We start from the raw sequence: 14,908 nt of genomic DNA, 5'->3' as shown, positions 1-14,908 counted from the left end.
TGAATCATAAGGTTATTATAAAAATATCATGCCTGAACTGCCTGAAGTAGAAACAACCAAAACCAGCCTTGCACCGTTATTAGGGCAACGCATTATCGATATAAAAGTTTTCCAGCCAAAGCTGCGTTGGGCGATGCCAGATGATTTAGATAGCTTGATTGATTACATGCTAGATAGCGTTGAGCGCCGCGCAAAATATTTAATTCTTAACTTTTTACCTTTATTACCCAATGATGATAGCGCTGCGGCTCAAACTGCTACGTTAGTACCGCGTCAACTTTTGGTTCATTTAGGCATGTCGGGCAGCCTGCAACAGCAGAGCTACGGTACTGAAAAGCGCAAGCATGATCATCTCATCATTGTTTTTAAGGGCGTTAATAATACAAAATCCCAACTACATTACTATGACCCAAGACGTTTTGGGTCAGTGCTATGGCACAAAGATTATAGTGCTAAGCTATTAGATCATTTAGGTCCTGAGCCATTATCAGATGAATTTACTGCAGACTACCTGTATCAATTGATTCAACGGTCAAACTTGCTTGATCACAGTGCTGATACTGTAGCAATTGGCAAAGCCAAATCAAAGAAGCAGCCCATTGCTCGCGCTATAAAATCAGTCATCATGGAACAACAGGTCGTCGTGGGTGTCGGTAATATCTATGCAACTGAAAGCCTATATTTATCAGCTATTCATCCAGCCACCCCCGCTCACCAACTGTCCCATGCTCAGATGATTATTTTGGTCGATCATATTAAAGTTATTCTACAAAAGGCGATAGCGCTTGGTGGTTCGACACTGCGAGACTTCACCGTAGCAGATGGTCAAACCGGTTACTTCCAGCAGACATTAAATGTCTATGGTAGACAAGGGGAAACTTGTCCGCATTGTGATGCCGTGCTTGAGAATATCAAAATTAATGGTCGCGCCAGTGTATTCTGTCCCAACTGTCAGCCAATCCTTTAAATATTATCTGAAACTATCACTATCTGTTTAGCCTTAAGTACCAAAATAACTTAGGTATCAAATCGTATAATATAGCAGCACAATACTCTTGACTAAGTGTCCTATTATTTTGCACTAAGATTATTATATCGCACGCCATTTTTGTTGCTGATTGACACACATCTTGCTTTAATAGTATGAGCACTTACATAAATAGTGCATAATGTTTATACATCTGTAATATATTTAGCTTACTTATCGTTGCGCATTGTTTATATAGGGAAATTGTCTCTGTGTGGAAATAGCAGCAGCTAATAATCATACCAACTATGAATTTTAGGACATCGTTATGACTGTTAAAGCCAAAAACCAACGCACAGTTAAGCAAAAAGCCATTACTATAGCCGCAAGCTTAAGTTTAATGGCTGCTACTATGCAGCCTGCCTTGGCAGCCATAGAAATTGATGAGACAGACTTTGGGCCCTCTTATGAGACAATGGTGGTTGATACTGTAGTGGGTAAACCTCTACAACTGGTCAGTGCCGTTGCTGGTACTGCCGCCTACCTAGTTAGTCTACCCTTCTCGCTTATCGGTGGTAATGCGGATCAGGCGCAGCAGAAACTTTTTGTTGAACCTTGGGATGCGATGGGACGTTGCTTAGGTTGTACTGTGGCTGAAGACAACTATTACAAATCACAAGTGACTAATGATAATGTTGTCCGTATTGTCGTTGATCAACCATCTGAGATTTTGATTAATACCAACGATTATGTCGTAGTTACGCCATAGTCTTTATATTAACAGCTGGTTAAATGATACAACTGCGCTAAAGACAATGCATTTATAAATTATCCATAAAAAAGGCTAACACGACGTTAGCCTTTTTTGTGTTTTTAATCAAATCATCATATTTTATTTTGAAACAGCGGTATTACCTAATTTAGCACTAATTTCACGAAGCAATTGCACCTCTTCTGAAGGTTGTTTTACCAATTCTTGTACTTCTTCTTTACGACGCATTTTGTTAACCATTCTAACCATCATAAAAATAATAAATGCTAAAATTAAGAAATTAATCAGTACGGTAATGAAACTGCCGTAGGCTAATACAGGAACGCCAGCCGCTTTGAGGGCATCATAGGTCATGGCAACACCTTCAGGCGCATCACCCAACACTAAGAACATGTTTTTGAAATTGATTTCGCCACCTGCTATGAAGGCCACTATCGGCATAATAATGTCTTCAACTAAGGACGTTGTGATAGTAGCAAATGCCCCACCGATAATGACACCAACCGCTAAGTCCATCACATTACCTTTCAAAGCGAATTCTTTAAACTCAGAAACCATACTCATTATTTTCTCCTCAAAATACCAATCTATAATCGAATAAGTATCTCAACAGTCGACCCAATCTTGAGCCTTAAGAGTAATAGTAAGAAACACTACTACTGTCAGTTATTCTGTCTATATTCTATGGAAATTACAACAAAAAAAAGCAGCATAAAATGAACCATATTCAGTTCACTCTATACTGCTAATTTTTTAGTTATCTTGATGCCCATTATTAAATAACAACAGCATCAAATGCTTCTATAAAACATCAATCCAATAAATTACTCAGTAATTCATGGCTCAATATTAAGCACCTTTTTTACCACGGCCGTGACGCTTACGCTCACTTTCAGTCAAATAACGCTTACGCAGACGAATCGCCTTAGGTGTTACTTCAACCAATTCATCATCTTGAATGAATTCAAGCGCTTGCTCAAGTGTGAACTTGACTGCTGGAGTCAACGTCAATGCTTCATCAGTACCACTCGCACGAACGTTGGTTAACTGCTTAGCAGTCGTTGGGTTAACAGCCATATCATCGTTACGTGAGTTAAGACCAACGATCATACCTTCGTAAACTTCAAGCTGTGGCTCAGCAAACAATTTACCACGTTTTTGCAGGTTAAATAGCGCGAAACCTAAGCAAACACCTTTTGCCATAGAAACCAAGACACCATTCGAGCGACCACCAACATCACCGATCTTTTGTGGACCGTAATGTGAGAAGCTTGACGTCATGATACCAGTTCCTGAGGTCAACGTTAAGAACTCAGAACGGAAACCGATCAAACCACGGGCAGGCATCGTCGCTTCGATACGCATACGACCTTTACCATCAAGCTCCATATTGGTCATCTCGCCTTTACGCAAGCCAACCTGCTCCATGATAGAACCTTGATGCTCATCTTCAATATCAAAAACAACGTTTTCATACGGCTCTTGTAATTTACCATCAACTTCTTTAACGATAACTTCTGGGCCTGAAACACCCATCTCAAAACCTTCACGGCGCATGTTTTCGATCAATACAGATAAATGAAGTTCACCGCGACCTGATACTTTGAATTTATCAGGAGATTCTGTATCTTCTACACGTAATGCTACGTTATGAATCAATTCACGCTCAAGACGCTCACGGATATTACGCGAGGTCACAAACTTGCCATCACGACCAGCAAAAGGTGAATTATTTACTTGGAAGTTCATTGAAACGGTAGGTTCATCAACCGTTAATGCTGGTAATGCTTCGACAGCACTAGGATCACAAATCGTATCTGAGATATTAAGCGAATCAATACCAGTAATACAAACGATGTCACCAGCTTGTGCATCTTCAACATCAATACGATCAAGACCATGATAACCCATAATTTTCAAAATACGGCCATTACGGGTATTGCCATTTTTGTCGATTACAGTCACTTGAGTATTGGTTTTAACTTTACCACGTTGAATACGACCAATGCCGATAACGCCAACAAAACTGTTGTAATCAAGGCTTGAGATTTGCATACGGAACGGTGCATCAGCATCAACTTGAGGAGGCTGAACCACATCAACAATTGTTTTGAAAAGCGGTGTCATGTCATCAGCCAAATTGTCAGCTTCCAAACCTGCAATACCATTCAATGCTGAGGCATAAACAACTGGGAAATCAAGCTGTTCATCAGTTGCACCCAAGTTATCAAAAAGATCAAAGATTTGATCCATTACCCAGTCAGGGCGTGAGCCAGGACGGTCAATTTTATTGATGACAACGATAGGTTTTAGACCTTGCTCGAACGCTTTTTGCGTCACAAAACGGGTCTGTGGCATTGGGCCATCAACCGCATCAACGACTAGAAGCACGCAGTCAACCATAGACATTACACGCTCAACTTCACCACCAAAGTCGGCGTGACCTGGGGTGTCAACAATGTTGATACGATATTCAGTATCATCAGTCTTATCTGTCCAGCGGATGGCTGTATTTTTAGCCAAAATGGTAATACCACGTTCTTGCTCAATATCGCCTGAATCCATTGCACGTTCAGCAATGTTTGCACGGTCGCCAAAAGTACCAGACTGATGTAATAACTTATCAACCAAAGTTGTTTTACCGTGGTCAACGTGGGCAATAATTGCAATGTTACGCAGGTGTTTGATATCGTTCGCCATATAAAATGCTCGTTTCGTCTTAAAAAAATGCAGTAGCAATAAGCGCCGCTGGATAAACTTTTATCATCAACCAGATAGATATTGAGTACTTACTTTTAGAAGACTGCACAATAGATGCGGTTAATCAAATAATTTCAATATAATCAAGTATCTACACTGATAAATTCATCATACAGATAGCTATGCTAATGTACATTCTGTCAATTTACAGAATGTTTGGGCAGCTAGTATAACATTATTGCTTCACAAATTTATGTAATAACTTGCTTTTCTCAATCCATAAATAAAAAAAAGCCACCCATTAGGTGACTTTTTTTGTAACTATATATTTAGTAAAACAATTGATCCAATACTATTTACTGAACAACCATATCTTTAGTTTGTTCAACAGTCATTGTTTTGTCACCAGTGATGATGGCATAAACACGACGGTTCATAGCACGACCTTCTTCAGTGTCGTTTGGAGCGATTGGTTGGTCATAACCATAGCCAACTGTTGATATACGGTTTGGAGCGATACCGAATTCGTTAGTCAACATAGATTTAACAGCAACGGCACGGGCTTCAGATAAACGTTGGTTATAACGTGCTGAAGGACCAGTTTTAGAAGCATGACCTTCGATACGTGCTGTAGAGTTAGGATACTCGCGCATCTTCTCTGCTACTTTAGCGATTTCAGGTTGATACTGAGATTTGATAGTTGATTTATCGTTATCAAAGAATACACGTAGTTCCATTTTCAGCTCATCAGTAATATCTACTGGTACTGGGCAACCGCGCTCATCTACTACGACATTCATAGGAGTGCCTGGGCATGCATCGATGCTATCAGGTACGCCATCCCCATCAGAATCAAGATCAGATTCAACTACGACTACTGGAGTAGTATCGATAACTGGCTCTTGCATTGGTGGTACTGCTACTGTAGGTGCTAAATGGCCACCAAGTACAACTTCTAGACCGGCCAAAGCCATGCCTTCCCACCAGTTGTTATCAAAGTTATGAATCGCACGAGCTTCACCACGTAGGCTTAAAGCGTCGTTGATACGATACATAGCACCTAGACCTAGGTTACCAATAGTATCTTTAGACTCTGCAACTTCAGTACCAGCATTAACTGTACCTACAGAAGAACCTTCAGCAGCTGTATAAGTTTCTTGGTTTTCTACTTTGATCTTAGATTGACCAGCACCAACCAATACATATGGCTTGAATGCGCTATCAGTATAACCAGTAAATTCTTCAGTACCGATTAAGAAGTTACCAGAAAGCATGGTTTGTTCTACGTCAAAACGGTTAACACCAGCATCAGCAGAATCTTCAGAAGCTTCGCCGTTTGCACTTGACACGCCGTACTCTACTTGGAACTGAGTAGAAGGAGTTAGTTCAATACCTAGTGCAGCACCAGTGTATAAGCTACTTTCTTTAGCTACGCCGCCATTATTAGGATGACCATTAGCGCCAGTAAAAGGAGTACCGTCGTCGATGTTATTACCATCAGCATTTACGTACAAGTTTTTACCAGTTGTAAGGATTTCGCGTTGCTCGTCATGAGCTTCGCCAGTGTAATGATAACCTAGTAACAATGGGCTAATAGTTACGCCAGCATTAGCTGCTAAAGGTGCAGCTGCTACAGCAACCAGAGCTAGAGCAATTTTATTCAATTTCATGGACTTCCTCCAAAGGATAATTTGAGTGATGCATTAAGCAAAACCGCTTCTCAAGATGCTCTAAAATAGACATCTTTTACGAATTTTAAGTGACAAAGCAAAACCAATTAAGGAGTAGCTTAGCGATTATCAATTCAGTTTACAACTTTTTTCGTTAACGAGCTACACATTATTACACGATAATGTCGTAACTAAAACACAATAACCAGCTTAAGTTACCTAGAACTAACACACCTTACGCTTTTTATCTTTTGTATGTCAGTTCACAATAGATAGTAAACCTAACAGTATCTATTGTCTGGGCGTATTTTAGTACAGTTAGTATTTTTTCTCTATTATTAAAACCAGTCATTCACTAATTGAAACATTTTTTGACAGTAGACATATATTCTGTTTATATTATATCACTCAACATTATTTCATACATCATAAATTTGATCATTACTCTAAAATTTCACGAGCATATTGGCTCGATTTTACGCAATGATTGGATTGAATAACATTTAAAGAAGCGAGACTGTTTTATTGAACTAAACTACTTATTATAGGTAACAAGCCTCATGGCATTGCTGCATAAAACATTATCAAGTTATAAAAAGCTCTCAGCATTTATGTTATGGGTTTTTACTTCAAATAAGCACAGGCTAGCTCAAAGCCGATTGATTCTTTATGTTTATCATAGATATATAGTATATATCTATAAAAGAGCAGCCGATACAACTACCAGAACAGACCCAAGCACTGTTAATAGACATAACAAGGGTTTTACGCTGGTTGAACTTATCGTCACTGTATGTGTATTAGCAATTATAGTGACGATCGCAGCCCCAGTCATACGAACGCAATTAGCACGTATGGAAGCCAAACGGATTCAAAGTCAGTTAGAGAATTCTCTTGCCTTAGCCAAGGCTGAGAGTTACATCAGAAGACAGAATGTCATTGTTTGCTTGTCTGATACTGGAGGGCGCTGCCATAGAGACAGCGATAAGACACTTTTGTTATTCATAGATAAAAATGACAATAATCACTTTGATGCTCAGGTAGATTCATTAGTTATTCAGCAGTCTTTAAATCCTAAATACAGTAAGCTAAGTTTACGAGTTGGAAGTCGACGCCACTACACCAAATTTTGGGGTGATAGTGGCAAACCACGAGGACATTTTGGCCATATAAAATACTGTCCCATCGTTGCTTATAATGAAGCAATGTATCTAATATCATTTAACCAAGGAGGTATTGTTAAACAAAAACTTAATGAAGATCATCCCACTGAATGTGACGAATAAAAAACTACCAATGACATAAGTTACCACTGGCATTTTTTGATAGCTCTATAGATCTATATACATTGCTTCTTTCATCATAATAACTGCCTGCTCGAGTCCTACAAGTACAGCGCCTGCAATGAATGCATGGTTGATATTCAACTTATAAATACCCTCAATTTGTGCGATAGCACTCACATTATCACGTGTTAGATCATGACCTGCGTTAATTAAGAGCTTATTATCACTGCGTTAAGCAATAGCAAGAGCTTGCTTAATTCGTTTCAGCTCAGCCTTTTGCATGTCCATATCGGCTACCAAGCTTGCCTCAGCATAAGCGCCTGTATGTAACTCAATAGCATCAGCGCCGCCTTCTCGCATCAAAGAGCGGCGGCTAAAGGGCTTGGATAACTAACCCCACGCGCTTAACGCAGATTTGCTAAGTGATCAATGTTTACACCTAATAAAGGTTTTTGCAAAGGGTTGTTAGATGAAGGTAATGAAGCAGTGGTCATAAGAGATTTTTTTGATAACGAAACCCAATTGACTGATCAACGGTACAAGAATATGAAACTTTAGACAGTCTCAGCACCAATCAGATTGGTTATAGCACTTTGAGGATGGTACTATTATTTATTGGTAACGCTGTTGCTGCTGCCACAGTAAGCGGCTTTGCAATGGTTGATAATCCAGTAAATGGTCAATAAGCTGTCGATGCATTTTTGACCAATTATTTAAGGTTTTGTCAGTAATACCTAACTGCGTCATCGCAATGATATCAGTACCTTTGAAAAAAATTTGCCCCATAGTATTATCTAAATGCTCAGTCTGTATATCATTCTGCAAGACAGGCACTAAACCAACATCAGGTAAAAAACGATAAGAATCGTCAGGCTGAATGATGTTTTCAACACTATCGTGAGTCAACATTAAGCTAAAACCCAACTCATTGAATAAATGCTGCTCAAATTGGCGCAAGCACAACCGTAATTCGTTGGCGCTCAAAGGTCGCCTAAGCTGAGACAGACTGTCCTGATAATGTAGCCATAATACTGGCATTGGATCTTCAGTCGACAACAACCGCCATAGTATTTCGTTTAAATACAACGCCGCATATTGATGTTGACCTGTAATATTTTCGTAGGGCAGTGCTTCTAGAACAGTGGCAATGCCATCATCTTTTGCTATGCCTGTTTGAGTTGTGTGTTGCGATGCAATATTGATCTGACTAAACGTTTTTAAATCTCGTTTACCAGTGGAAAAGAGCTGCAATGGCATGAACAATGGCGCGCCTTTTTTCCCAATACCATGGATCACGCCATGTTGCTGAGAAAACAGATAATATAAGGCGCGCTTTTCTTGATAAGGACGCTGATGCAATAAGTAACCGACTAACGCTTCATTGCGCATTTCTTATTACCTCAGCATCGAGCATATAGAAAAGTGATTAAAGCGCTATTCTTCAATCAATATCCTAAGCTAGTCAATGCACGTTCGTCATCAGACCAGCCACGTTTCACTTTCACCCACAGTGTCAGCATGATTTTTTTATCAAACAACTGCTCCATATCTTTACGAGCATCCATACCAACTTGCTTAATACGCTGACCTTTATCACCAATCACAATGGCTTTTTGACCACTACGTTCAACATAAATAGTTGCATCGATGAAAGTACAAGCCTTACGTGGACGCCCTGTCTTTGGATCAGTGTGCGCAGGCTCATCTTTGAACCCATCAATCTGTACAGTTAAGTCATATGGCACTTCGTCACCAGCGCTACGCATAATTTTTTCGCGGATAATTTCACTGGCCAAAAATCGTTCTGAGCGGTCAGTAATTTGCTCGGTATCATAGATAGGAGCAGCAATAGGAAGATGCGAAGCAATCACTTCTTGTAGACGATCTAGGTTTTGGTTTTTTAAGGCAGATACTGGTACGATATCGGCAAAATCAAAACTGTCATTAAACGTTTCAATCAGTGGCAACACGCTGCCTTTATCTTTTAAGGTATCAGATTTATTAATAACCAATACCACATTTAAATTGGTGTCGCCAAGCTTTTGTAAAACCAACAAATCATCATCACGCCATTGATCTGAATCAACAACGAATAACACCAAATCAACATCTACTAATGCAGATACTGCAGCTTTATTCATACGCTCATTAATAGCACGTACTTCATTGCGATGAATACCCGGCGTGTCAACAAATACTGCCTGCATCTCATGATTTGACAAAATACCGTGGATACGGTGACGAGTCGTTTGCGGCTTACGTGATGTAATAGACAGCTTTTGACCCAATAAGTGATTCATCAAAGTCGATTTACCAACGTTTGGACGTCCAACGATCGCGACATAACCCGCTTTAAAATCATCAGCAATACCTGCATGACTACTAGGGGCAAAGAATTCTTCAATTGCCATATCGTTGTCTACAGTAGTATCTTCTGCTTGATTGATGCCATCGTTAGTAGTATCGATATTATCTTGGTTTTGATTCAATTCTGTGTTTTCGGTCATATTTTTGGCATTATCTTCATCATTGGATGGCAAGTCAGTACGATTGCTCATAGGTTAATCCTATAGAATTTATACCCAGTCAAATGGTGCTTAATGATGTATTGGCTGTATCAGCACTAAAAAAGCAAAACTATCATCGGCTGGGAAATATTTAAGGTTTTGAAATGTGTGACGTTTACGCTAATTCAAATAAACGATTTTTGAAACGTCATTTAACATATACTGTCAAAAAAAGTGGTATGTGCGATTCATAGGTTAATCCTAGTTAGGATCGCTTTTTAGCTGGGCTCGGCAGTTTATGCAATTGGTTAATCATTAATTCTGCTGCTTTTTGTTCAGCGATACGGCGGCTCTCACCAGATTCAGTAATATCAACACAGTTATTGATATTAACATGGCAACGTACAACAAAAATTTGATGCGGCGCGTTACCACGTGTTTCCATTAGCTCATAATGTGGCAGATCAAATTGCTTAGATTGTAGCCACTCTTGCAATCGACTCTTGGCATCTTTTAACGCTTTTTGGTCATTAACGTTGTCAATCAAATCACCATACCATGAGAGAACACAATCGCGAGTAATATCCAAATCTTGGCTGTCTAAATAAATAGCACCAATCAACGACTCCACGGCATCAGCCAATATAGAAGCGCGATTGCGCCCACCACCTTTACGCTCACCTATCCCTAATATCAGATGATTAGAGAGCTCTAAGTTTTGCGCAATAATGACCAATGATTCTTGACGTACCAAGGTGGCACGCATACGAGTCAAGCGACCCTCATTTTGGCTAGGATAGCGATGATATAAAGCCTCACCCACAATCATTCCTAACAGAGCGTCTCCTAAAAACTCTAAACGCTCATAATTTTTTTTGCTATCAAATGAGCGGTGTGTCAACGCAAGTTTGGGGAGACTCAAGTCCTTAAACACATAGCCTAACTTGCGTGTTAATACGGCTAATTGCTGAATAAATTCTGAGCTAACAATCAGCGTGTCGACAGACGTGCTATTTTGTTGAGGAGTAGGAATCGCTTGGGAATGCTGCAAAGTTGGTTTCATGCGTGGCTTGTGGTTATCCCTTCTGTTTTACTGATTTGGTTAGTAATAGTATGGATTAATGAATATTATAAAGACATTCAGATATTAAAAAGTTTAAGAGTGATCTAACACTCTTTTTAGTTACTCTGCTGTTGTCATATCGATATCACCTTCGAAGCGATTGACGATATCAACATTACCAAAGAAATTTTTGGTGACTGCATATTCTTTACGAATAGCCAATTGTCCCGTCTTTTTATCAATAAAAGTAAATACATCTTCCGCCTGAGTATCATAATCAGCATTAATAGATAGCTGTCTATTAACACGCTCGACAAACTGCTTGGCCGTCTCATTATTATTATTTGCTTCCTTAAGCTGTGCGCTTAAGGTCTTGGTCAATTGATAATCACCGATCTGAGCAGGTATGATAGCAACCATCAATTTGGCAGCAACTCCTAACACAAGAATAATTAAAACGATACTCGTTACGCTAGCACCACGCTGTGTGGCGATTCCAGATAATTGCTGCACTATGATATCCCTCTACTGGTAAACAACTATTTTTAGGAGCTACCGAAATACTAGGTAGCCATTTATTAGATAGCAACAATATTAGCATAAAACTATTATCGATAAATCAACCAATAGAGCGTCTCATAATCTTAATGACATAATCTTAATCAATAGTACCATTGCGTTCAAAGGTTGGTAAATTAAGTCCTGGTGGCTTATGCATCCAGATATAAACCGCTTTACCCGCTAAATTCTCATCAGGAACAAATCCCCAAAACCGACCATCAGCACTACGATCGCGGTTATCGCCCATCACAAAATACTGACCTTCTGGAACGCTAATACGCCATTTGGTGCCTGCTGAGCTAACCACCTCTGGCGATTGCTGCTGTAAAAATGGTGCATATTGGGAACTATTCATACCATTCAAGTAACGAACAAGATGCTTGTTTTCGCCTTGTGTTTCCTGAAAGTATTGCGCCTCACCCTCTTCTTGCTCACCCATCGCTGCCGCACTGTCTTCGGTCAGTACTTGCCCTGGACCAATTTGTCCTGGTAAATAAAGCTGTGAGGTCAACTCAGGGTTCGCCGCAAAATCGACAGGCTTAGTGTCAACTGGGACATCATTGATAGAAAGTGTCCCTTGATCATAACTAACAGTATCACCAGGCAAACCAATGACACGCTTGATATAATAAATACTTGGGTTTTCAGGATAGCGGAATACCGCCACATCACCATGCTCAGGCGCGCCAGTATCCAGAACTTTGTTATACGTCAGCGGTAGGCGCACCCCGTAGGCATACTTATTAACCGCAATAAAATCGCCCGTATATAATGTCGGCACCATAGAAGATGAGGGAATATTAAAAGGCTCAATCAAAAACGAGCGTACTATTAACACCACTGCCAATACGGGGAAAAAATCATAAGCCCAGCGTACCAAGAGACTTTCTTGACCACGCCCGCGAGTTTTACGCTGTTTCAGGGTCAGCTTATCTAATAGCCAAATAATACCCAAACCAATGGTTAACGGTACTAAAATTAAATTAAAATCAAAATCCATACTCAATTGCCTATTAACGAGCGACTTATCTGGCTATCTATACTATCAACTGCGCCACTAATTACACCAACAAAACTATCGTTGACCAGTCAATTAGTAATGACTTACTCAACCTGCAATACCGCTAAGAAGGCTTCTTGTGGAATCTCCACATTACCGACTTGCTTCATACGTTTCTTACCCGCTTTTTGCTTAGACAATAGCTTTTTCTTACGCGACACATCACCGCCATAACACTTAGCTAGGACGTCTTTACGCATGGCTTTCACTGTACTACGCCCAATAATTTGGCTACCAATCGCCGCCTGAATTGCCACATCAAACATCTGACGCGGAATCAACTCTTTCATCTTAGTCACCAACGCATTTCCACGATAGCGTGATTGGGTTTCATGAACAATCATGGCCAGCGCATCGACTTTTTCGCCATTGATTAATACATCTACTTTAACCAATTTATCGACTTGATAACGCTCAAAATTATAGTCAAGTGAGGCAAATCCACGAGAGACAGATTTTAGACGGTCAAAGAAATCCATGACCACCTCTCCCATTGGAATATCAAATATCAGCTGTACTTGACGACCCATAAAGCGCATATCAACTTGTACACCGCGGCGCTCAATACAAAGCGTCATCACATTACCAAGATAATCTTGCGGTACTAAAATCTGACAACGGGCAATTGGCTCACGAAATTCTTCGATATTATTAGGTTCAGGCAGTCTTGATGGATTATCAACATAAATGATGCTGCCATCTTTTTTTACAATCTCATAGATAACTGACGGCGCAGTAGTAATCAAATCCAAGTCATATTCGCGCTCTAAACGCTCTTGGATAATCTCCATGTGCAGCATACCGAGGAAGCCACAGCGAAAACCAAAGCCCAACGCATCAGAAGTATCTGGCTCAAAAAACAACGAAGCATCGTTAATTTGCAGCTTTTGTAGCGCTTCACGGAATTTTTCAAAATCTGTAGAATCAACAGGGAACATACCCGCATAAACTTGCGGCGTAATCTGTTTAAACCCAGGAATACGTTCAACATCGGGCGTTTTAGCATGAGTAATCGTATCACCCACTGGCGCGCCAGCGATATCTTTGATGCCAGCAATAACAAAACCGACTTCACCTGCTTCCAAGATACCCGTATCTACAGGCTTAGGCGTAAAGACACCAATTGAACCAACTAAATGCGATTCTTTGGTTGATTTGATATAAAGTTTATCACCTTTTCGGATAGTACCTTCACGTACCCGAACCAATGACACAACGCCTAGATAATTATCAAACCAAGAGTCAATAATCAATGCTTGTAGGGGTGCATCACGATCACCAGTCGGTGCAGGGATGAACTCAACCAGTGCCTCAAGTAGTTTATCGACGCCTAAACCCGACTTAGCAGAGACTCGTGGCGCATCAACAGCATCGATCCCGATAATGTCTTCAATCTCTTGAATAACGCGTTCAGGTTCAACTTGTGGCAAATCAATTTTATTGAGTACTGCCATGACTTCTAAGCCTTGATCAACGGCCGTATAACAGTTAGCGACGGACTGAGCTTCAACCCCTTGCGCCGCATCAACGACCAAAAGCGCGCCTTCACAAGCCGCTAGTGAACGCGATACTTCATAAGAGAAATCGACGTGTCCTGGAGTATCAATAAAGTTGAGCTGATAACGCTCACCATTAGGATGATCGTAGAATAAAGTTACCGACTGCGCTTTAATGGTAATACCGCGCTCACGCTCAATATCCATAGAGTCAAGTACTTGCGCCTGCATCTCGCGATCTTGCAAGGCACCGCACATTTGAATAAAACGATCAGCAAGCGTCGACTTGCCATGATCAATGTGGGCAATGATTGAAAAGTTACGAATATTTGCTAATGCAGTCACAAAGCGCCTACTAAATTAAGGGTGATAGAATAATAAAATTAAGAAATGAATGCTGTCAGGCACAACCGCTAAAATAGCTGTCCATCATTAAGGGAGCAATAACAAGAGAAAACAATTAGAATCAGCTTATTCGCCAATACTCTCATCTCCAATCAACCGCTCAGGACGCTAGCTATTACGCGCAGGCATCAAAGAGTATTCTAGCAGTTTTCTACTATAAAGTAAGGCGATTTTATTAGCAGAAGGATGATTTACAAATGAATTTACGAGCGGATAACTGTACAGATAGAAAGCAAGCCACTTATTAGCCCTTTATTAACTTCGTTAGGACACATGCTAAAGCATGTTTTCATTTTAGAAATGGAGGTAGAAATAAGATAAATTGCCGTTAAACAAGGGCAATAGTGCCGTTAATATCGGGATATCACTCGGCTATTTAACGATGTCTAAAAAATACAGCCATTTCTAGACCATTTAAATG

Annotated in this window: 14 protein-coding genes; 3 read left to right on the top strand and 11 right to left on the bottom strand. The window is 40.2% G+C overall.

All coding sequences use genetic code 11. The annotated features are described in order from the left end of the window. Nucleotides 1-28: 28 nt before the first annotated feature. Together mutM and JMW64_RS02725 are read left to right on the top strand one after the other, a co-directional pair. Nucleotides 29-967 carry a bifunctional DNA-formamidopyrimidine glycosylase/DNA-(apurinic or apyrimidinic site) lyase gene (mutM, locus tag JMW64_RS02730; protein WP_201552867.1) on the top strand — a complete coding sequence of 313 codons (939 nt, stop codon included), beginning with the start codon at nt 29-31 and terminating at the stop codon, nt 965-967. Between the two features lie 328 nt (nt 968-1,295). Beyond that, on the top strand, nt 1,296-1,736 hold the full coding sequence (locus tag JMW64_RS02725; protein WP_060490428.1) for a hypothetical protein: 441 nt from the start codon (nt 1,296-1,298) through the stop codon (nt 1,734-1,736). Nucleotides 1,737-1,859: 123 nt separating this feature from the next. Here JMW64_RS02725 and mscL read toward each other — a convergent pair whose 3' ends face one another. The 3 genes from mscL to JMW64_RS02710 all read right to left on the bottom strand — a co-directional run bounded on the left by mscL (nt 1,860) and on the right by JMW64_RS02710 (nt 6,109). Next, entirely contained in the window at nt 1,860-2,303 is a 444-nt protein-coding gene (gene mscL, locus JMW64_RS02720) for a large conductance mechanosensitive channel protein MscL (protein WP_060490427.1), read from the bottom strand. Between the two features lie 285 nt (nt 2,304-2,588). Continuing rightward, a complete protein-coding gene (gene typA, locus JMW64_RS02715; protein ID WP_201552865.1) occupies nt 2,589-4,439 on the bottom strand; it encodes a translational GTPase TypA in 1,851 nt (616 codons plus the stop codon). Nucleotides 4,440-4,795: 356 nt separating this feature from the next. Continuing rightward, nucleotides 4,796-6,109 (bottom strand): OmpA family protein, encoded by a 1,314-nt coding sequence (locus tag JMW64_RS02710; RefSeq protein WP_201552857.1) that lies wholly within the window; start codon nt 6,107-6,109, stop codon nt 4,796-4,798. A 560-nt stretch (nt 6,110-6,669) separates the two neighbouring features. Between JMW64_RS02710 and JMW64_RS02705 the strand changes: the two genes are divergently transcribed. Then, complete coding sequence (locus JMW64_RS02705; protein WP_227675944.1) at nt 6,670-7,395, top strand: pilus assembly FimT family protein; 726 nt, start codon at nt 6,670-6,672, stop codon at nt 7,393-7,395. A 45-nt stretch (nt 7,396-7,440) separates the two neighbouring features. On the opposite strand, the gene JMW64_RS14250 is transcribed toward JMW64_RS02705, so the two are convergent. From JMW64_RS14250 to lepA, 8 genes are all read right to left on the bottom strand, one after another. Continuing rightward, entirely contained in the window at nt 7,441-7,605 is a 165-nt protein-coding gene (locus JMW64_RS14250; protein ID WP_406947498.1) for a pyridoxine 5'-phosphate synthase, read from the bottom strand. Between the two features lie 21 nt (nt 7,606-7,626). After that, nucleotides 7,627-7,758, bottom strand: coding sequence for a pyridoxine 5'-phosphate synthase (locus tag JMW64_RS14245; RefSeq protein WP_406947484.1), 132 nt, complete (start codon nt 7,756-7,758; stop codon nt 7,627-7,629). A 249-nt stretch (nt 7,759-8,007) separates the two neighbouring features. Then, nucleotides 8,008-8,784 (bottom strand): DNA repair protein RecO, encoded by a 777-nt coding sequence (gene recO / locus JMW64_RS02695; protein WP_201552855.1) that lies wholly within the window; start codon nt 8,782-8,784, stop codon nt 8,008-8,010. A 56-nt stretch (nt 8,785-8,840) separates the two neighbouring features. After that, on the bottom strand, nt 8,841-9,806 hold the full coding sequence (gene era / locus JMW64_RS02690; protein ID WP_045443844.1) for a GTPase Era: 966 nt from the start codon (nt 9,804-9,806) through the stop codon (nt 8,841-8,843). A gap of 361 nt (nt 9,807-10,167) precedes the next feature. Then, nucleotides 10,168-10,965: a ribonuclease III gene (gene rnc, locus JMW64_RS02685; protein ID WP_201552845.1), complete on the bottom strand. Its 798-nt coding sequence runs from the start codon at nt 10,963-10,965 to the stop codon at nt 10,168-10,170. 120 nt (nt 10,966-11,085) lie between these two features. After that, entirely contained in the window at nt 11,086-11,478 is a 393-nt protein-coding gene (locus JMW64_RS02680) for a DUF4845 domain-containing protein (protein ID WP_227675945.1), read from the bottom strand. A 145-nt stretch (nt 11,479-11,623) separates the two neighbouring features. Beyond that, nucleotides 11,624-12,526 carry a signal peptidase I gene (gene lepB / locus JMW64_RS02675; RefSeq protein WP_201552843.1) on the bottom strand — a complete coding sequence of 301 codons (903 nt, stop codon included), beginning with the start codon at nt 12,524-12,526 and terminating at the stop codon, nt 11,624-11,626. Between the two features lie 104 nt (nt 12,527-12,630). Then, a complete protein-coding gene (gene lepA / locus JMW64_RS02670; protein ID WP_201552841.1) occupies nt 12,631-14,427 on the bottom strand; it encodes a translation elongation factor 4 in 1,797 nt (598 codons plus the stop codon). Nucleotides 14,428-14,908 lie beyond the last annotated feature (481 nt).

The organism is Psychrobacter immobilis, from assembly GCF_904846065.1.
GTDB classification, from domain to species: domain Bacteria; phylum Pseudomonadota; class Gammaproteobacteria; order Pseudomonadales; family Moraxellaceae; genus Psychrobacter; species Psychrobacter immobilis_H.
This window is presented reverse-complemented; position numbering and strand designations above follow the sequence as displayed.

Excerpts from the sequence above, each read along its gene's own strand:
- mscL (WP_060490427.1), bottom strand. The coding sequence starts at position 2,303 with ATGAGTATGGTTTCTGAGTTTAAAGAATTCGCTTTGAAAGGTAATGTG.
- mutM (WP_201552867.1), top strand. The coding sequence starts at position 29 with ATGCCTGAACTGCCTGAAGTAGAAACAACCAAAACCAGCCTTGCACCG.
- lepB (WP_201552843.1), bottom strand. The coding sequence starts at position 12,526 with ATGGATTTTGATTTTAATTTAATTTTAGTACCGTTAACCATTGGTTTG.
- typA (WP_201552865.1), bottom strand. The coding sequence starts at position 4,439 with ATGGCGAACGATATCAAACACCTGCGTAACATTGCAATTATTGCCCAC.
- era (WP_045443844.1), bottom strand. The coding sequence starts at position 9,806 with ATGGCAATTGAAGAATTCTTTGCCCCTAGTAGTCATGCAGGTATTGCT.
- JMW64_RS02705 (WP_227675944.1), top strand. The coding sequence starts at position 6,670 with ATGGCATTGCTGCATAAAACATTATCAAGTTATAAAAAGCTCTCAGCA.
- rnc (WP_201552845.1), bottom strand. The coding sequence starts at position 10,965 with ATGAAACCAACTTTGCAGCATTCCCAAGCGATTCCTACTCCTCAACAA.
- recO (WP_201552855.1), bottom strand. The coding sequence starts at position 8,784 with ATGCGCAATGAAGCGTTAGTCGGTTACTTATTGCATCAGCGTCCTTAT.
- JMW64_RS02725 (WP_060490428.1), top strand. The coding sequence starts at position 1,296 with ATGACTGTTAAAGCCAAAAACCAACGCACAGTTAAGCAAAAAGCCATT.
- JMW64_RS02710 (WP_201552857.1), bottom strand. The coding sequence starts at position 6,109 with ATGAAATTGAATAAAATTGCTCTAGCTCTGGTTGCTGTAGCAGCTGCA.